The sequence below is a fragment of the Rothia sp. HMSC076D04 genome (assembly GCF_001814645.1).
Lineage (GTDB): Bacteria > Actinomycetota > Actinomycetes > Actinomycetales > Micrococcaceae > Rothia > Rothia mucilaginosa.
In genome coordinates this window covers 74828-92218 of the sequence record NZ_KV817360.1, presented here as the reverse complement: position 1 = coordinate 92218, position 17391 = coordinate 74828, and the positions used below count along the sequence as shown (strand labels likewise).

The window sequence follows — 17391 nt, the reverse complement described above, 5'->3', positions numbered from 1 at the left end:
CCTATCTCACATATCTCAAAGGAGAAAAACCATGGCACAGTTCAATGTCGATTCCGAAGTCATCGCAGCCAAGAGCGCACAGGCACGATCCTACGTCGCATCCATCACCGCAGACGTCAACGGTATGACCGCATCCCTGCACGATTTGCAGAGCTCCTGGACCGGCTCTGCATCCGCTAACTTCCAGGGCGTACTGGACCAGTGGCACGCAACCCAGCGCCAGGTCGAAGCATCCATCACCCAGATCAACGAGGCACTCACCCGCGCAGGCGTGAACTACGCAGACACCGAGCAGGCTAACGCCTCCATGTTCGTCGGCTAAGGGGTCAGGGCGGCAAGCCCAAAACCCCACCCGCAGCCAGGCAGCAGGCCGGGTGGTTTAAAGGTCCCGGACGCACGGCACACCGCCCGCCAGATTTGCCAGAAGGCGGCGAACATTTATTGAGAAAACCCCGGCGCATCCTCGCAATTGAGGATGCGGCGGGGTTTTATTGCACGGAAATCTTTGGGCTCAAGAGCCCATTCCTTAGGAGCTGAGCTTTAGGAGCTGAGCTTTAGGAGGCGGGGGTCTCCTGGCGGAAACGCAGACGCCACAGGCCGCGCTCAGCATCGTAATGCCAGATACTTGAACGGCTCACGCGGCCGCGCGCGGTGGCAACCGCCGCCATAACCAGCACGCTGGAAGAATCCAGCACCTGCATACCCTGCTTGAGTGGGGCACCCTGCTGGGTGAAGGCGCGTTCGCGGTACTGCAGCACCGAGGAGCGGGACACCGACTTACCGGTGGCGGTCACCCACACCAGACGCTCGTGCAGCATGGACTCCAGCTGCGGTGCCTCCATGACGGAGCCGCGGCTTTCGAGTAGCTGTTCTGCGGCGGCGGCTTCCTCGGGGTTCAGAGCGGGTGCCGCGGGTGCCGCAGGGGCAGAAGCGGGTGCGTCCTTCACGGGTGCCTCAACCTGAGCGGGCTCTACGGTCTGTGCGGGCGCCGCGGCGGGCTCTACCGCCTGCTCTTCTGCGTGCGCTTCCGTCTCGCCCAGCAGTTCCGCCGGGTCAACATCGTTCGGGTCCAGACCTGCGAACTCTTCCAGACCGGTCAGGTCATCCTCTTCTTCCGCCTGCGCGGCACTCGATGCCTGCTGAGCGGTCTCCTCCTGCTGGCGTGCCAGTGCCTTTGCGTCACGCTCAGCGGCACGCTCTGCCGCGAGCGCCAGCTGTTCCTTGCGGGTGCGGACCGCCTCCGGGTCGGGGGCGTTCACCGCGGAGGCGGGGCGCAACAGACCGGACAGGCGCAGGCTCTCCACGCCGCGCTGGGCGTTCTCGATCTCGGCTGCGGTGAATTCCTGCATGGGCAGGTGGGCGTCCGCGGAAGACTCGGAGGGCGCCGAATCAGAGAGCGCAACGTCAGAGAGGGCAGGTTCTGCAACCGGAGCGTTCACAATCGGCACTTCAACAGCCGGAGCCTCCACAGGCTCAGCCGCAGTAGTGGGTTCAGCAGCCGCACCGAAGCCGGGGCCGTGCGCGGGTTCACGGCCCTCCTGGTAGGCGCGCGCGGCACCGTTCGCCAGGGAATCCGCCTTCTCATTGAGCGCGTGACCCGCGTGGCCCTTCACCCAAATAAACTCGTAGTCGCGGCCGGTCAGCGCCTGATCCAGCGCCTCCAGAAGGTCGCGGTTGAGCACGGGCTTGCCGTCGGATTTCTTCCAGCCCTTCTTCTTCCAGCCGGGCATCCACTTGGTCAGCGAGTTAATGACGTACTGGCTATCGCAGTACACGCGCAGCTTCGCCTCCGGGCGGGATGCGGTCGCCTCGAACAGGTCCAGGACAGCCTTGAGCTCACCCATATTGTTGGTGCCGTGCGCCCAGCCGCCGCTCGCCCAGTGGTCGTCATCGATATACCATGCCCAGCCCGCCGGTCCGGGGTTGCCCAGCGCCGAGCCGTCTGCGGCGGCAATGATCTCTTGCGTGCTGTTCACGGTACCTTCTTTCTGCGCCGCCGCTCTATTGTGCGGGCGGCAGTCCGTAATGATGTCTGTGATGACTTTACCGCACCGGCGGCGAGGGTGCGTAGCGCGCGGTCACGGCTGTGGACAACCTATAGGAGCCCACCATAGCCGGGCGGGTACACTAAACCTATGAGCTATTCTGCCCCCGAAACACCCAGCGCACAGCGCCCAGAGCGCCCTACCGCCCGTCCGAGCGAGCGCGTGCAGATTTTCGCTCTTCCCACCCGCACGATGTACGGTTCCCTGCGTTTTAGCTGGTTGAGCTACCTGGGGCTTGCTGAGCAGCAGCATGCGGCGCAGTTGCCGACCTCCACGGCGGCGGTCAGCTACCTGAGCACTCAGGCGCTCATGCGTGCCATGGCGGCGGCACGTTTGGATGTTCCCTCGAGTGCTGCTTCTGAGATTGAGGTGGATCGTTCCTGCACCCTGTGCACCAGCGGTAAGAAGCACGGTAAGCCGCGGATTGCGGGCGTAAATTTCAACATGTCGCAGGTGAACCCGCTGGTCGTGGGCGCTTTTAGCCGTAACCCCTCGGCGGTGCTCGGTGTGGATGTTGAGACTCTGGATGCGCGCCTGTTCTCGGGTTTTGCGCGCCTGGCACTCTCCGATGAAGAACGTACGTTCTATGAGCGGGTGGCTCAGGAACGCCCCGCACCCGTACTGCACCTACTCTCGGTGGCACTGTGGACAGCTAAGGAGGCGGTACTCAAGGCGACCGGTCACGGTCTGAGCGTGGTACCTTCCCTGGTCCGGGTGCAGCTCACCGATGACCAGTTGGATGCGCTCGAGTCTGCCATGAACGAGGAGGTTCCGGGCGACCTTCTGGACGGCAGCACCCCCGAGCCGACCGCCCTGCGCGTACTGACTCAGGACAGTTTGACCACCCGCGCGACCTTTAGCGCACCCGCGACTCAGGGCGGCGGTGAGGCTATCGAGCGTAGCTTTAGCCTGCAGTGGGTGCCCGTGGCGCTACCCGATACTGAGAACCCCGAGCACGCGCAGAAGATGCTCATCGCCCTGGCTGTGGAGAACCCTGCCCAGAGCGAGCCAGCCCAGGGTGAGCCCGCGCAGGTTGAGGCTCAGCTTCTGCCGGTGGCTACTCCCCTGGAACTCAAGCGCCTACTCACCGATTAGCCGCGCTCAATCCCTCAACAACTCATACAACAGCTCATAAAACGGCTGAACGCGCCCGCCATGGCAGCGAGCGCGTTCAGTCGTTTTATTCTGCTGTTTTATTCTGTCGTTTTATTCCGCCTCGTCAAGGCGTTCAAGACAGAGCCTAGGGGGTATCCTCACCCAGGGTATCCACGCCCAGTGCGCGGCCGAAGCTACCGAGCTTCGTGCCGGTCTCGGTGTGCTCCAGCTCCGGGTCGGACTCAGCCACAATACCCGCACCGGCGTACAGGACCGCCTCATCCGGGCTGACCTGGGCACAACGCAGGACCAGCGCCCACTCGCCATTACCCTCGGCGTCCATGTAGCCAACCAGGCCGCCAAAGTAGCGGCGCTCGAAAGACTCCAGCTGGCGAATCAGTTCCAGCGCCTTCTCAGTGGGGGCACCGCAAATCGCGGGGGTCGGGTGGATCGCGCGGGCACCGTCCAGGCAGGTCAGCCCCTCCTTCAGCACGCCGTCGATGGGGGTCGCCAGGTGCCACAGCTGCGGGGTTTGCAGCAGCGAGGGCACCTGCGGTACGTTCAGCTCCTCGGCAATGGGGGCCAGGCGCTTGGCAATGTCGTTAATGACGTAGGCGTGCTCGTGGCGGTCCTTCGGCGAGGCGAACAGGCGGTCACGAATCGCCTCGTCCTCGGCGCTACCGGGCTCGGCAATGCGCGGGGCGCTACCGGCAAGCGGGTGGGTCTTGAAGGCGCGGCCCTCGGTGCGGAACACCAGCTCCGGGGAGGCGCCCATCAGGTAGCTTCCGCTCATGCCGCGCTCACCGTCGGGCAGGCGCACCGCAAAGTTGAATGCGGAACGCTGCTGGGCGCGCAGGTTGTTGTACAGCGCCTCCAGGTTGAGAGCGCCGGGTGCGTAGCGGGCGGTGAGCACACGCGAAAGCACGATCTTGCTCAGCTCACCCGCCTTCATGCGCTCCACGGCGGTCGCAACGGCGGCACGGAACCGGTCGTTCTGCCGGCCGGTGACCGATACCGGCTCGGCAAGCGCCACGGTCTGCTCGGGGACCGGCACCTGCTGCTCCTCCAGGCGTTCAGGCACGAAGAGGTAAGCGGGCATATCAGGGTCAAAAGGAATCAGACCCACGACGGCGCTACCGGTGCGTTTTGCCTCGTCCAGGGCATTATCGAAGGTGACAGGGGTCATCGCACCGGATGCGCGCAGGACGCGGGTGCCGGTGGCAAAGATAAAGTCGGGAAGGTTCGTCATCGTACTTCTATCAGTGGTGTGTGGGTTCGCGCCAGAAGCATTTAGGATATATGCGGGCGCGGGTACAGTCCGGGCTCGGAGTACCGTTAGAGGGTCGCACCGCCGTCGGCGACAATCTCCTGCATGGTGATGTGGCGGGCCGCCTCCGAGATGAGGAAGGCGTTGACCGCCGCAATATCCGCCGGGTCGGCAATACGGCGCAGCGGAATGCCCAGGCGGAAGGTTTCCGGGTTACCGGCAACCGGCAGGGCGGAGCGGTCCTCGCCCTCCCAGGCGTCAGTCACCATAGGGGTTCGGGTGGTGCCGGGGCAGACCGAGTTCACGCGAATACCGTGCGCGGCAAGCTGCAGACCGAAGCTGGAACTCACGCGCGCCGCCGAGGCCTTCGATGCACCGTAGGCACCAAACTCCGCGCGGGGCACACGTGCCGCGTTGGAGGCGACCGTCACCAGGGAGCGGCTGTTCGCCGGGTCGCTCTCCTGCTGGTCAATCATGATGCGCGCGAATTCGCGCAGACACAGGAACACGCCGTCGGAGTTGACCGCGTGCAGACGCTTCCATGTGGCGAAACTGGTTTCCAGTAGCGGCTGGCTGTGGGCGATGCCCGCGGCGAGCACCGCGCCGGTGATGGGTTCGTCGAGTGCCGCTACAGCGTTGGCGAGGGCGGTGACGGACTCTTCGCTCGTAACGTCTACGGCGCGGTAGCGGAAGATCGCGTCCCCGTAGGTACCGAAGGAGGCAATGGGCTGCTCCGCGAGGTCAGCCGCAAACACCGAATAACCGTTCTTGATGAGCTGGTGGACGGTTGCCTCACCAATACCGCCGTTCGCGCCGGTCACAATGACCCAGCTCATGCGCGCGCCTCCTCAGCAGTCTCAGCCTTCTCAGCAGTCTCAGCCTTCTCAGCACCTTCTGCAGCATGCAGGTCGGCAAGTACATCGGCGGTGTTCAGCACGCGGGCGCAACGACCCGAAGCGTACTCGCACGCTATGCGGTGCTCCTCCTCCGAGAAGTCGGCGAGCGCATCCGCAACCATGAACGGCTGAATGTCACGCATGAACGCCTCCAGGGCGGTGGTCAGGCAGCCAATGTGCGCGTACACGCCGCCGATAATGAGCTGATCGCGGCCAGACTCCTTGAGCAGGTCCTCGAAGGGGCTGCGCACGAACGCGGAGTAGCGCCACTTGGTCAGCACGGTGTCGCGGTCGGTGGGTGCCAGTTCGTCGAGGATGCGGGCGGACTCGTCGTTCTGCAGGCCGTCGCCCCAGAAGTCGATGAGCAGACGGCGGTCTTCGGGGTTCTGGCGCGGCGGCTGTGCGGTGTAGTAGACCGGGATTCCGGCGGCGTGGGCGGCGTCAATGAGGCGGCGCAGGTTCCGAATGGCGATGTTAATCTGGGCGTCCGGGTTGTCGTTGCCCTCACCCAGGTTGGCCCCTTCGAAAGCCTGGACGAAGTGTACCTGCATGTCGTGTACGAGCAGTACAGCGCGGGAGGGGTCCACGGGCCAGCTCACGCGGTTGCTGTGTTCACGGTCGACGTAGGTGTAGGGCTTGATTTTGGGCAGTGCCATGATTCTCCCGGTTCGTGCCTATGGTTTTCGGTTGTATGCGCGGCGCAGGCGGTGCGCTGTGGTGGGTGTAGCAGCGAGTGGGTGTCTCCTCCGAGCCCTCTCGCGCTGACCACCCAACCGGTGAGCTTGCGCTTATCTCATAACCATCTTAGGGCATGCTTAGCTACTAGGTATATATGAGCCTTAACAAAAATGCTTCCCCACCCGTACCTCCGTTGACAGCACAACGGGCGGAACGGGCAGGGAAGCACTCAGACAAGCAGAAACGCTATACGAACCGCGAATCCAGACGCGATTCTAGTTCAACTAGTTCACGGGCACCGCGACGGCAAGAACCTCATTCAGACCCTCAGTGATCGAGGGGTGAGTGTAAATCTCATCGCGCAGCTGCGAAGCAGTAATGCCGTGGCGCATCGCCAGAGCCACCAGGTTAATAACCTCCATGGACTCGATTACCAGCAGCTGGGCACCCAGAATCTGGTCGGTCTGCGCGTCAATCACGAACTTCATGATGCCGCGCGGGTTCTCCATAGTCTTAGCGCGCGGCATCGCAGCAACTGCGGCAACCGGCTTCGAAGCAACCTTCACCTTGTGGCCAGCCTCGATTGCCTCACGCTCGGTCAGACCCACGGAAGACAGCGGCGGGTTCATGTAAATGGTCGAAGCCACTGCCTTGCGGTCCTTAGTGGAGCGGGAACCGTCACCGACCAGCTGGGAGAGTACCACGCGGTAGTCATCCATGGAGATGTAGGTGAACTGCGGGCCGCCGTTCACGTCACCGAGCGCAAAAATGTTCGGCACGGTGCTGCGCAGGTGCTCATCCACGACAATTGCGCCGCGGTCATTGGTTTCGATGCTGGTGTTCTCCAGACCCAGACCCTCGGTGGCGGGCTTGCGGCCGGTCGCAACCATCACGTAGTCCACCTCCAGCTCCCGGGCAGCGCCCTCGGAGTCGAGGTAGGTCACGGTCACCGAGTCAGCGCCGTCCTTGAAGGACTGCACACGCACGCCGGTGTGAGCGGTAATGTCCTGGTCTGCGATAATCTCGCGGGCAACCTGGGCAACATCCTCGTCGTAGCGGCCGAAGAGGGCGGGTGCGCCATCCAAAATGGTCACCTCGGTACCGTAGGAGGAGAAAATACCGGCAAACTCAACACCGATGGGGCCGCCACCGATAATGCCCAGGCGCTTGGGGCGCGGGGTGAGCTTCTGCAGCTCGGTGGAGGTGAGCACACGCTCAGATTCGCGGATACCCTCAATCGGCGGGATAACCGACACGGCACCGGTGTTGACGATGAAGTAGTCGGCGGTAACGCGCAGGGTGTCCTCACCCGCGGTGACCTCAACCTCGGTGTCGGAGATGAAACGTGCGTGACCGTCAATGAGCTTAGCGGTCTCGTTGGACAGCAGGATCTCGCGGTTCTTGGCGCGCATCATGCCAGTCAGCTTGTCACGGAAAACCACGGCGGATTCGTAGGCGGCGTTTGCCTCTTCAAGGGTGCGCTCGCCGCTGGCGCGGAACTCGTCGGCGCGGTGCACGAGCGCCTTGGTGGGTACACAACCAATGTTGATGCAGGTGCCGCCGTACATGCCGGTGGACTGTTCGATGAGGGCAACGTTCTTACCGGTCTTGGCGTATGCGCCAGCGAGGGTCTTGCCGCCCTTGCCGAAGCCGATGACGACCATGTCAAAGTGCAACTGAGCGGGGGTGGTCATAATATTCTCCTGTGAAATTTAGATGATGATGTCTTCACAGAGTTCAACGGGAAGAAGTGAGTATTATTCCCGCGCGCCACATTTTTTCTTGATCCCACCCACCGTTAGGGCATGAGCAAAGCCCCTACCGCACTGCACTGGGCACACTGCACAGGAGGCGCTTCACAGAAGGCACTGCACAGGACGGTAGGGGCTTCATATGGGGCGCTAGCTCAGGAACTTCAACAGGTCCTCAGCGAACTCATCTGCGTACTGGAAGAGAGCACCGTGACCGGAACGGCGGTACATCTTCAGCTCACTCTGGGCAACCTTGCGGTGCATATCGTAGGAGTTGACGCTGGGCACCATCATGTCGGTTTCACCGTTGACGATGAGGGTGGGCTGGGCAATGTATGCCATATCGTCCTGCGGCTGCTTGCCCCAGCGGCGGATAGCCGCCAGCTGACGCAGGAAGCCGACAACCTTCATAGGGGCACCGCGGTGCGCCTCGGTGCGGGCATCCATGCGGTCCAGCACGCGCTGCGCCTCAATGCCGCCCTGCGCGTCGTGGGTGTAGAAGATGTAGCGCTTGGGGCTAATCTTCTCGCGGGCTGCACGCGCCATGTAGCCGAAGGTGGTTCCGGTGACGGCATCGATTCCAGCGCCACCGCGCGGGCCGGTACCAACCAGCACCAGGCGGTTGACGAGGGGGGGGTAGGCTCGTACAACTTCCTGGGCGATCATACCGCCCATGGACAGGCCCAGCAGGTTGACCTTCTGGTAGCCGAGGGCCTGAATAATTTCTGTTGCCTGGTGAGCCATACCGGGGATGGTGGTCGCAACAGAGCCTTCGCTGGAACCCACGCCGGGCAGGTCCATCACAATCAGGTGCTGGTGCTCAGCGAGCAGGTCAAGTAGCTTGGGGTCCCAGTCGTCCATGGTGGCGGCGAGGTGCACGAGCATGACCAGCGGAATGTCCGAGTTGCCTTCGCCGAGTTCTCGGTAGGCAATCTTCTGGTTGTTGACGGTGATGTGGCGGGGGGGAGTTTCGAGGTAAGACACGATTCTTCTTTTCGTTGAGTGAGGCGCTTATGCGGTGAAGGAGATGACGGTCTTGCCGTTGGAGCGGCCGTTAGCGACCTTGTCCAGGGCGGCGTTGACGTCTTCGAAGGGGAAGACAGTGTCGATGGAGGGCTTAATCTGACGCTCAGCGAAGATGTCAGCAACCTGCTGCAACTGCGCGCCGTTAGATTCGACGAAGATGAAGTGGTAAGTCACGCCGTACTTCTGCGCCTTGCGGTCCATGGTGCGACCTGCCGCACCGAAGAGCAGCTGCTTCCAGAAGGGCATTCCCATGCGCTGTGCGAATGCCTTGTTGGGCATGCCGCGCAGGGAGACGAGCTGACCGCCGGGCGCCATGATGCTCATCTGCTTTTCAGTCTCGTCGCCGCCGAGGGTGTCGAGGACGTAGTCGATATCGCTGAGGGTTTCAGCGTAGTTTTCGGTCTTGTAGTCGATGAAGCGGTCAGCGCCAAGACCCAGCACGCGCTCCTTACCGGAGGCGCTACCGTTAGTGATGACGGTCAGGCCCTTAGCCTTTGCCAGGGGAATTGCCATGGCACCCACACCACCGGTACCGCCGGAGATGAAGATGGTCTTGCCGGGCTGGGCGCCCATCAGGTCGAATGCCTGCATGACGGTCAGGGCGGTCAGGGGAACGCCCGCCGCTTCTTCGTCGCTGAGGTATTCGGGTACGCGAGCCAGGGCGGCCGCATCCACGGCTACGTATTCTGCGAAAGCGCCGATGCTGTTCAGCGGCAGGCGGGCGAAGACGCGCTCGCCGACATTGAAGGAGGTGACGCCTTCGCCGAGGGCTTCTACGCGGCCGACGATTTCGTTGCCTGCGATCTGGGGCAGTGCGTAGGGGGTGATGAGCTTGACTTCACCGCGGGAAATCATGTTGTCGAGGGGGTTGACGCCTGCGGTGCTGATCTTGACGAGTACCTGCCGTGCGGCGGGGCGGGGTGCGGGTACGTCGGTGACGGTGAGGGCGATGTTGTTCTTGTTGTAAGAAACGATCTGTGCTGCCTTCATGGGGGGGGTCCTTTCGGGTGTGGTGTTATTCGGTAAGTTCTGGTGCCGGGTTTAGCCGTGTTTGAGCCGGTTATGCGGGAGGGGTTTTTCCTGCCGCGGTGTAGAGGTTCGTGATGACGTTGCGCAGGCTTTGCTGTGCGAGGTCTTGAGCCAGGTGCCGCTGGGTTTCTTCGAAGATGGGGTTGACTGCCTGGAGGATATGGGCGCCGACCGGGCATTCTTCGTTCGCGTTGTGGTGCGTGTGGAAGAGGTTGATGCTGCGGCTTTCCTGGACGGCAAGGTAGATGTCGAGGAGGCTAATGTTCTCTGCCGGGCGGGTGAGCTGGTAGCCGGGTTTGCCGCGCTGGGAGCTGAGGATGTCTGCCTTTTTGAGGAGGGTGATGATTTTGCGGATGTAGCTGGCGTTGGTGCCAACGCTATGCGCGAGGTCCTCGGAGCTGAGCGTTTTTTCGCTTTCGCTGATCATCGTTAGGACGTGTAGTGCTACCGAGAATTTGGTGTCCATGTCCCCTCCTGGGTTGTGTGCCGCATACCTTAGTTGTATCCGTATTGGATACAAGTACAACTATGGCAGTAAAAAGTTACACCGTCAAGTTTTATCTCTAGGACGTGCGCCATAAACACAAGAACCCCTCTCTCTTCTTCCACAGCCACCCCTCAGAGCCCGCGCGGGCGTAGACTAAAACTACCCGGCTCCCTACGAACAGCCAACTTTTTCAGGAGGATTCCATGAAAACCCACGATATTCTGCACGACGCCGCCAGCCGCCCCGGCATCGAAGCCGCCGTAGCCGTCAAGGGGCTATCCCCCGAGGCTTTGAACGCACATCCGGGTGGGCACCCGAACTCTATCGCCTGGCTCCTCTGGCATGCAGGACGACAAATGGACATGCAGCTTTCTGCTCTGAATGGTCAGCCGCAGGTCTGGGAGACTCAGGGTTTCAGGGAGCGTTTCAACCTGGGCGAGCTCGGCGACACCATGGGCTACGGTCACACCGCCGAGCAGGCACGCTCCATCGTGGTTGAAGATTCTGCCCTGCTGGTGGAGTACCTTGTGGCGACCGGCGAGGCGCTCGCCGACTACGCGCAGACACTGAGCGAGGCTGATTTGAGCGAGATTATTGACCGTTCGTGGACTCCGCCGGTAACTCGCGGTATGCGCCTGGTCAGCCTGATTGACGACGCAACCCAGCACGTGGGTCAGGCGGCGTACGCGGCGGGTATTCTCGCGGCACAGGATTTCGCGGCGCAGGGATAGAATTTCACGCCCGCTAGAGGGGAACGAAAAAGCGGTGGCGCCTCGGACACAACCAGCCCGAGACGCCACCGCCCGGTTGCGGGCAACCCCGATAACACCGCGAGCAGATAATATTTCGGCGAGAAGATAACGGACTGTTATCTGCTCGCGCATCTTGTGTCTTGTTTCGCCTCGGTTACAGCGTTCTTACCCGTGATAGAATCCACAGTATTATGAGACGCACCACAGACCCTTCGCCTGAGCACCCTGAATCACCTGCGTCGCGCATTCCAACAAACACACCAGACGCGACCGCAAAACCCACATCAGCAACGCCGCTGAACGCACGCGGGCAGCTCACGCTCCTGACCGCGCAGGTTTCTGATGCTCTTGCGTCCAGTATCCAAGCTATCGCCATGCCCCTGCTGACCTACGGCGCCACCGGCGACCTCGCCCACTCCGCTATCGTCATGGTCGTCGAGGCAGTCCCCGTCATCCTCTTCGCACCATTCGCAGGCGCTATCGCCGACAAATTCAACCGCAAAACCCTCACCGTCAGCTTCAGGCTCGCCAGCGCCGCCCTACTCATCGCATCCCCAGCCCTCTACGCCGCCGCAGGACTACCCGCCTTCCTCACCATCGCATTCCTCGTCTCAACCTTCGGCACCTTCTCATCCCCCGCAGCCTCCGCCGCCATGCCCTCCCTGCTCGGCGACGACTACCAAAAATACATGGCACGCCGCGGCAGCCTCATCTTCCTCGCCCAAACCCTCGGCCCCACCATCGCAGCCGCCGTCGCATCCTTCACCACCCCAGCCCTCGCCGTCGGATTCGCAGGCACCCTCAACCTGCTCGCTGCCCTCACCGTCGCCACCATACGCAACTACGACCTCACCCACGCCGAACGCACCGCCACCGTGCAGGAACACCACACCGGCAGACTCCTGCGCGAAGGCGCCGCCTACACCGCACACAACCCCATCGTGCGCGGTATGCTCACCTTCTGGTTCCTCTCCATCGCCGCCGTACCCATCACCACCCTGCCCATGCTCGAATACCTCACCCGCGGCCTCGGGCACGACTACACCGCCTTCGGAATCGCAACTTCCGTCTACGCCGCCGGATGCGTGATCAGCTCCTGGCTTTCAGCCAAACTCGGCGTCGGTACAGGCGCCGGGCGGGTGCGTATGACCAAACGCGGGTGGATGTGCATCTCCGGACTCGGCTACGGCGCCGTTTGTCTGAGTATGGGACTACACCCGGCGCTGTGGGCGGTACTCGTGCTCTGGTTCATCTGGGGCATGTTCTACGGACCCGAAGAAGTGCTCGGGCAAGTCCTCTTCGCAGACGCTATCGACGAACACATGCGCGGGCGCGTCTACAGCTTCATGGGTGTGGTTTTCTCCCTAGCGGGTATGGTCGGGTACCTCATCACCGGATGGGCGGTACCAGCGTTCGGCGCGATCAACACCATTGTTACCGGAGGGGCACTCTTCATCATCGCCACCGTATTCACGTTCATTCTCGGCCCGACTGCGCGAGCGATACGGGCGCAGGAATCGCGGAATGAGGCAAAGAGCCGTGCGGGTGCATGACTGTGCTCTGTATATCGCCTCGGGGCATCATCGCCTCACCTCCGCCACGTTGCGGGCAACCCTGATAACACCGCGAGCAGGTGATTTTTGGCCGAGCATGCAGGAAAAATACTACCTGCTCGGCCAAAAATCACCTGCTCGCGCCCTAGTGTTATGTATCTGCTCGCGGACTTGGGATAGGAATGAGCGCTTGACCCGAGAAACCTACCCGCGCTTCAGCAACGTCATAACCTCATAGTGGTCCGTATGCGGGAACATGTCCAGCACACGGCCCTGCACCGGCACATACGAGGGCATGCGCCCCAGATCCTTCGCCAAAGTCACCGCATTACAGCTCGAATACACCACACGGTCAATACCCGAACCCTCAATCCACGCGCACAAGCTCTCACCAATACCGCGGCGCGGCGGGTTCACCACCAGCATCTGCGGCACCGTGCCCGAAGACACCGCGAACTCCGGCGCGTCCTGCGCCGAAAAGTTCACGCCCTCCAGCCCATACTCAGCCACCGTGCGCTGCGCCGAAGCGACCGCCTCCGCACTAATCTCAATACCCGTCACCGAACCGCCGTCCATCACCGAAGCGGCATGCAGGGCAAAACCGCCCACGCCGCAGTACAAGTCCCACAGTGAGCGCGGAGCCACCTCACGCACCCACTCACGGCCCTGCGCATACATCGCCTCAGCGACCTTCGTGTTCGTCTGGAAGAAGCTCTGCGGACGCAAATGCAGGGTCAGGTCATTCACCTGCATCGGCAGGGTCTGACGCTCCGAGAGAATAATCTCCTCATCACCCTCAACGCGCGCCACCGGCTCACGCAGCAGGTTCACCGACAGCACTGCCAGGTTCGGCAGCCGCTCCTGTAGCCAGCCCATCTGGCGGCGAATCGGCACCAGAAGCTTCTTCGAACGCAGCACGAAACGCACCATCAGCTCACCCGCCGCCGAAGCAGTCACCAGAATATTCTTCAGCTCACCGCGACGGTTCGGAATGTCATAAGGGGTCAGGTCTGCACGCTGAATCAGCTCACGCAGCACCGGTATAGCCGCCTGAATCGGCTCCATATAGAGCGGGCATTCGCCAAGATCAGTGGAGGCACCCGTGCGGTAATCCACGATGCCGAGGGTCGGGTTCTTCGCCGAACCGCCCACCACGAGCTTCGCCTTGTTGCGGAAGCCCGCCTCTGCACTGGTCACCGGGTCCAGCCACTGCAGCTGCGGGTAGTTAGCGAGCAGGGCGCGGGCGTGCTCCTGCTTCGCCTGCACCTGCGCGGTGTAGGCGGTCTCAATGCTGGGGCAGGAGGAGCAGAGGTCATCACGAAAATAGGCGCATTCCATAAGGAGCCATTCTACCGCCTCCACCGGCGGGACAGGACGCATGGGCACACAAAAGCGGGGGCAGCCACCCTTCATGGGTAGCCGCCCCCGCCTCATACGGATACGGTGGGATTATGCCGGGTTAGCTTCCAGCGGCATCTCACCACCGAAGGTCACTTCGTGCCCTTCGGATTCCATAACTTTTTGCCCCATCAGGGACAAAAAGTTATTACATCATGCCTGCCATGCCGTCCGCACCGGGAGCAGCCGCACCAGCGGGCTCCGGCTTGTTGGCAACAACAGCCTCAGTGGTCAGGAACAGACCAGCAATAGACGCAGCGTTCTGCAGAGCCGAACGGGTCACCTTCACCGGGTCAGCAATACCAGCAGCCATCAGGTCCTCGTACTCGCCGGTCGCAGCGTTCAGACCGGTACCAGCAGGCAGGGAACGAACGCGGTCAACCACAACGCCCGGCTCCAGGCCAGCGTTGGCAGCAATCTGCTTCAGCGGTGCGTCAATAGCCACGCGCACGATGTTCGCGCCGGTAGCCTCGTCGCCGGTCAGCTCCAGCTTGTCGAAGACCTTCACGCCAGCCTGAATCAGAGCAACGCCACCACCGGGGACGATACCCTCCTCAACAGCAGCCTTAGCGTTACGCACAGCATCCTCAATGCGGTGCTTGCGTTCCTTCAGCTCAACCTCAGTTGCGGCACCAGCCTTCAGCACAGCAACACCACCGGCGAGCTTAGCCAGGCGCTCCTGCAGCTTCTCACGGTCGTAGTCGGAGTCAGAGTTAGCGATCTCTGCGCGAATCTGAGCAACGCGACCCTCGATAGCCGCTGCGTCGCCTGCACCCTCGATGATGGTGGTCTCGTCCTTGGTCACAACGACCTTGCGAGCGGAACCGAGCATGTCCAGGGTTGCTGCGTCCAGGGACAGGCCAACCTCTTCGGTAATGACCTGGCCACCGGTCAGGATAGCGATATCAGCCATCTGAGCCTTACGGCGGTCACCGAAGCCCGGAGCCTTCACAGCCACAGACTTGATGGAGCCGCGCATCTTGTTCAGCACCAGCAGAGCCAGAGCCTCACCCTCAACGTCCTCAGCAACGATCAGCAGCGGCTTGCCGGACTGCATGACCTTCTCCAGGACGGGGACGAGGTCCTTAACGTTCGAAATCTTCTGGTTCACAACCAGGATGTAGGGGTCCTCCAGGACTGCTTCCTGACGCTCCGGGTCGGTCACAAAGTAACCGGACAGGAAGCCCTTGTCGAAGCGCATACCCTCAGTCAGTTCGAGGTGTAGACCGAAAGTGTTGGAGTCCTCAACGGTGATGACGCCTTCCTTGCCGACCTTCTCCATTGCCTCAGCAATGAGCTTGCCAATCTCAGCGTCGCCAGCGGAAATAGACGCGGTTGCAGCGATCTCTTCCTCGGTCTCAACTTCCTTTGCGGAGGAGAGCAGAGCCTCGGTCACAGCCTCAACAGCCTTCTCAATGCCGCGCTTGAGGCTCAGCGGGTCAGCGCCAGCAGCCACGTTGCGCAGGCCCTCGCGGACCAGTGCCTGAGCCAGAACGGTAGCGGTGGTGGTACCGTCACCTGCGATGTCGTCAGTCTTCTTAGCAACTTCCTTGACGAGCTCCGCACCAATCTTCTCGTACGGATCCTCCAGCTCGATTTCCTTCGCGATCGAGACACCGTCGTTGGTGATGGTGGGGGCGCCCCACGCCTTCTCCAGCACAACGTTGCGGCCGCGGGGGCCGAGGGTCACCTTCACTGCATCGGCGAGGGTGTTCAAACCGCGCTCAAGGCCGCGGCGTGCCTCTTCGTCAAAAGCAATGAGCTTTGCCATAAGTGTCCTCCTGGACGATCGGATTTTTTCCTTCACCCCTGCGGGTGCGGTACATCTAAAATCGGGTGGCTACCCCTCCACAACGCCCCCGTTACGGAGGCGCGGGCAGAGCAGGACATAAAACACCCGAACGCTACATCAATTGTGGCACCCGTACCGGCATGGAGCAAACGTTTATGCCCAAGGTTGAAGGGTTAATCGCCCAGTGCTTAATCTGCGCTCATCAACCCCGTCAAAAGGGGCGTTACCGGTGTGCCCGCCGGGAGTGCGAGAGGGGTGTTAAAAGCATCAACCCCGCCCTGTGCATCGGTGGGATCGCACGGGTGGGGTTGATGAAAGTTTGTAATTACAAAGCGGCGGATGCCGGGGCCTAGCCGGTGTAATCGGAAGCCAGCACCACAATCACCTCGTGGTTGCCCATCTGCACATCGGAAGTTGCCTGACGCACCTGCGAAATGTCCAGCTTCGAGGCGATGCTCTGCGCCTGCGACTGGTAGCCCTCAGCGTAGTAGACCACGCTGGTTGCCGGTGCCACACCCGTGTAGTTTGCCGTCTCGTTGATGGTGTAGCCGGTCAGCAGAGCCGCCGCACGGGATGCACTACCCGCCGGAGCCGCCGCATTGTAGACCGCCACAGAGATGGACTCAGCCAGACCGGTCTTCGTAGCACTTGCCGAGGCGGAAGCCTTAGCCGGAGCAGAGGACGCAGAGGCGCTTGCGGGGGCGGAGCTACTCTTCGCAGTGGACGCCGAATACTGTGGGGAGGCGGTGCGCGGCGCGTACACGTACATTGCACCGCCGATGAGCAGACCAACTACGCCTGCAGCTACCAGGGGGATAGCACCCTTGGGGCTCTTTGCCGGGTCAGCATTGACCGCGCGGTAGGTTCCGCGGCGGGCGGTATTTTCGTCTACCTCGTCAAATTCGTCGCGGGGGTAGCTCATTTATCCTCATTTCACGGGTCTCTGTTTACCGGCTGGTACCGTACCGCCCTACCGGGCGCGCGGGCGCTGCTGCGGAAGGTGCGGTCTTGGTGTTCTAGTACCTAGAGTACCGGCTCAACTAGCGAGAACCAACGTGAACGCCCCGCAACCGGCTGTGAAAGAGACGGACACCGCACAGTGTTCAATCTCTGGTTGAACTTGAGGTGCGCGGGGTTGAAAGCAGGAGTTGGAAAGCTCGCACGACTCCTCCAGTTTGAGCCCCTAGTCAGCGTCTCGGCGGGCGCGCAGAACGTCAATCATCTGCGGCGCTGCGGCACGTACCCGCTCATCGTCCAGCATCACGTTCAGGCGCTGATAGTAGGCAATCGGAGTAAATCCGGCGGCGATAATCGCCTTCTCTTTGGAGCCCTGGTGTTTGAAGCGGCGGCGCTCCACCTCAAGGATGCGGCGCTCCACCGGGGTCAGGCCACCGGGTTGGTTCTCTACTTCCGGCTGGTTTTCTACTTCCGTCTGGGTCTCAGCGGTTTCAGCTCGTTCCTGTTCTGACACGTTCCCTCCTGTCTGTAGCTCGCCTGCCGCGGCTGGCGTCTCCTAGCGCGTGTATTCGTCATCCCCTAGTCTAGAAGAGAAACTCAGTCTAGAAGAGAACCATTCATCCCGCACCCGGCCCCGTCACCGTCCGGGTTGCATCAGCACCAGG

Annotated in this window: 16 protein-coding genes; 4 read left to right on the top strand and 12 right to left on the bottom strand. The window is 61.9% G+C overall.

Going from position 1 to position 17391, the window contains the following annotated elements; translation table 11 throughout:
- Positions 1-31: 31 nt before the first annotated feature.
- Positions 32-322: a WXG100 family type VII secretion target gene (locus HMPREF2980_RS00710; protein WP_005504526.1), complete on the top strand. Its 291-nt coding sequence runs from the start codon at positions 32-34 to the stop codon at positions 320-322.
- A 232-nt stretch (positions 323-554) separates the two neighbouring features.
- On the opposite strand, the gene HMPREF2980_RS09710 is transcribed toward HMPREF2980_RS00710, so the two are convergent.
- Complete coding sequence (locus HMPREF2980_RS09710) at positions 555-1976, bottom strand: RNase H family protein (RefSeq protein ID WP_005504525.1); 1422 nt, start codon at positions 1974-1976, stop codon at positions 555-557.
- Positions 1977-2135: 159 nt separating this feature from the next.
- On the opposite strand from HMPREF2980_RS09710, the gene HMPREF2980_RS00700 reads away from it, so the two are divergent.
- Positions 2136-3140 (top strand): 4'-phosphopantetheinyl transferase family protein, encoded by a 1005-nt coding sequence (locus tag HMPREF2980_RS00700; RefSeq protein ID WP_070642298.1) that lies wholly within the window; start codon positions 2136-2138, stop codon positions 3138-3140.
- A gap of 145 nt (positions 3141-3285) precedes the next feature.
- On the opposite strand, the gene HMPREF2980_RS00695 is transcribed toward HMPREF2980_RS00700, so the two are convergent.
- The 7 genes from HMPREF2980_RS00695 to HMPREF2980_RS00665 form a co-directional block, all read right to left on the bottom strand.
- Complete coding sequence (locus HMPREF2980_RS00695) at positions 3286-4389, bottom strand: isochorismate synthase (protein ID WP_049357307.1); 1104 nt, start codon at positions 4387-4389, stop codon at positions 3286-3288.
- 86 nt (positions 4390-4475) lie between these two features.
- Positions 4476-5243, bottom strand: a complete 768-nt coding sequence (locus tag HMPREF2980_RS00690) for an SDR family oxidoreductase (RefSeq protein ID WP_070507203.1) — start codon at positions 5241-5243, stop codon at positions 4476-4478.
- Positions 5240-5959, bottom strand: coding sequence for an isochorismatase family protein (locus HMPREF2980_RS00685; RefSeq protein ID WP_070689756.1), 720 nt, complete (start codon positions 5957-5959; stop codon positions 5240-5242). Before HMPREF2980_RS00685 ends, HMPREF2980_RS00690 begins: the two co-directional genes overlap by 4 nt.
- 306 nt (positions 5960-6265) lie before the next feature.
- Positions 6266-7675: an FAD-dependent oxidoreductase gene (locus HMPREF2980_RS00680; protein WP_049348951.1), complete on the bottom strand. Its 1410-nt coding sequence runs from the start codon at positions 7673-7675 to the stop codon at positions 6266-6268.
- A gap of 207 nt (positions 7676-7882) precedes the next feature.
- Complete coding sequence (locus tag HMPREF2980_RS00675; protein ID WP_070689753.1) at positions 7883-8716, bottom strand: alpha/beta fold hydrolase; 834 nt, start codon at positions 8714-8716, stop codon at positions 7883-7885.
- Between the two features lie 27 nt (positions 8717-8743).
- Positions 8744-9748: an NADP-dependent oxidoreductase gene (locus HMPREF2980_RS00670; protein WP_049353947.1), complete on the bottom strand. Its 1005-nt coding sequence runs from the start codon at positions 9746-9748 to the stop codon at positions 8744-8746.
- Positions 9749-9818: 70 nt separating this feature from the next.
- A complete protein-coding gene (locus tag HMPREF2980_RS00665; protein ID WP_049353949.1) occupies positions 9819-10253 on the bottom strand; it encodes an Rrf2 family transcriptional regulator in 435 nt (144 codons plus the stop codon).
- A gap of 224 nt (positions 10254-10477) precedes the next feature.
- Between HMPREF2980_RS00665 and HMPREF2980_RS00660 the strand changes: the two genes are divergently transcribed.
- Together HMPREF2980_RS00660 and HMPREF2980_RS00655 are read left to right on the top strand one after the other, a co-directional pair.
- Positions 10478-11005 carry a mycothiol transferase gene (locus tag HMPREF2980_RS00660; protein WP_070593152.1) on the top strand — a complete coding sequence of 176 codons (528 nt, stop codon included), beginning with the start codon at positions 10478-10480 and terminating at the stop codon, positions 11003-11005.
- A 212-nt stretch (positions 11006-11217) separates the two neighbouring features.
- Entirely contained in the window at positions 11218-12579 is a 1362-nt protein-coding gene (locus HMPREF2980_RS00655) for an MFS transporter (protein WP_246824527.1), read from the top strand.
- 204 nt (positions 12580-12783) lie between these two features.
- On the opposite strand, the gene rlmC is transcribed toward HMPREF2980_RS00655, so the two are convergent.
- From rlmC to HMPREF2980_RS00630, 4 genes are all read right to left on the bottom strand, one after another.
- Positions 12784-13917 (bottom strand): 23S rRNA (uracil(747)-C(5))-methyltransferase RlmC, encoded by a 1134-nt coding sequence (gene rlmC, locus HMPREF2980_RS00650; protein ID WP_070689751.1) that lies wholly within the window; start codon positions 13915-13917, stop codon positions 12784-12786.
- Between the two features lie 208 nt (positions 13918-14125).
- Positions 14126-15748, bottom strand: a complete 1623-nt coding sequence (groL, locus tag HMPREF2980_RS00645; protein ID WP_005504512.1) for a chaperonin GroEL — start codon at positions 15746-15748, stop codon at positions 14126-14128.
- A gap of 370 nt (positions 15749-16118) precedes the next feature.
- A complete protein-coding gene (locus HMPREF2980_RS00635) occupies positions 16119-16691 on the bottom strand; it encodes a LytR C-terminal domain-containing protein (RefSeq protein ID WP_049348967.1) in 573 nt (190 codons plus the stop codon).
- Positions 16692-16952: 261 nt separating this feature from the next.
- The gene (locus tag HMPREF2980_RS00630; protein WP_049346119.1) at positions 16953-17240 is read right to left on the bottom strand and encodes a DUF3263 domain-containing protein; all 288 of its coding nucleotides are present in this window, start codon (positions 17238-17240) and stop codon (positions 16953-16955) included.
- Positions 17241-17391: the final 151 nt, after the last annotated feature.

Bases quoted from the DNA above. Each gene is read 5' to 3' on its own strand.
- HMPREF2980_RS00665 (WP_049353949.1), bottom strand. From the start codon at position 10,253: ATGGACACCAAATTCTCGGTAGCACTACACGTCCTAACGATGATCAGC.
- HMPREF2980_RS00660 (WP_070593152.1), top strand. From the start codon at position 10,478: ATGAAAACCCACGATATTCTGCACGACGCCGCCAGCCGCCCCGGCATC.
- groL (WP_005504512.1), bottom strand. From the start codon at position 15,748: ATGGCAAAGCTCATTGCTTTTGACGAAGAGGCACGCCGCGGCCTTGAG.
- HMPREF2980_RS00710 (WP_005504526.1), top strand. From the start codon at position 32: ATGGCACAGTTCAATGTCGATTCCGAAGTCATCGCAGCCAAGAGCGCA.
- HMPREF2980_RS00680 (WP_049348951.1), bottom strand. From the start codon at position 7,675: ATGACCACCCCCGCTCAGTTGCACTTTGACATGGTCGTCATCGGCTTC.
- rlmC (WP_070689751.1), bottom strand. From the start codon at position 13,917: ATGGAATGCGCCTATTTTCGTGATGACCTCTGCTCCTCCTGCCCCAGC.
- HMPREF2980_RS00670 (WP_049353947.1), bottom strand. From the start codon at position 9,748: ATGAAGGCAGCACAGATCGTTTCTTACAACAAGAACAACATCGCCCTC.
- HMPREF2980_RS00700 (WP_070642298.1), top strand. From the start codon at position 2,136: ATGAGCTATTCTGCCCCCGAAACACCCAGCGCACAGCGCCCAGAGCGC.
- HMPREF2980_RS00695 (WP_049357307.1), bottom strand. From the start codon at position 4,389: ATGACGAACCTTCCCGACTTTATCTTTGCCACCGGCACCCGCGTCCTG.
- HMPREF2980_RS00685 (WP_070689756.1), bottom strand. From the start codon at position 5,959: ATGGCACTGCCCAAAATCAAGCCCTACACCTACGTCGACCGTGAACAC.
- HMPREF2980_RS00655 (WP_246824527.1), top strand. From the start codon at position 11,218: ATGAGACGCACCACAGACCCTTCGCCTGAGCACCCTGAATCACCTGCG.
- HMPREF2980_RS00635 (WP_049348967.1), bottom strand. From the start codon at position 16,691: ATGAGCTACCCCCGCGACGAATTTGACGAGGTAGACGAAAATACCGCC.
- HMPREF2980_RS00690 (WP_070507203.1), bottom strand. From the start codon at position 5,243: ATGAGCTGGGTCATTGTGACCGGCGCGAACGGCGGTATTGGTGAGGCA.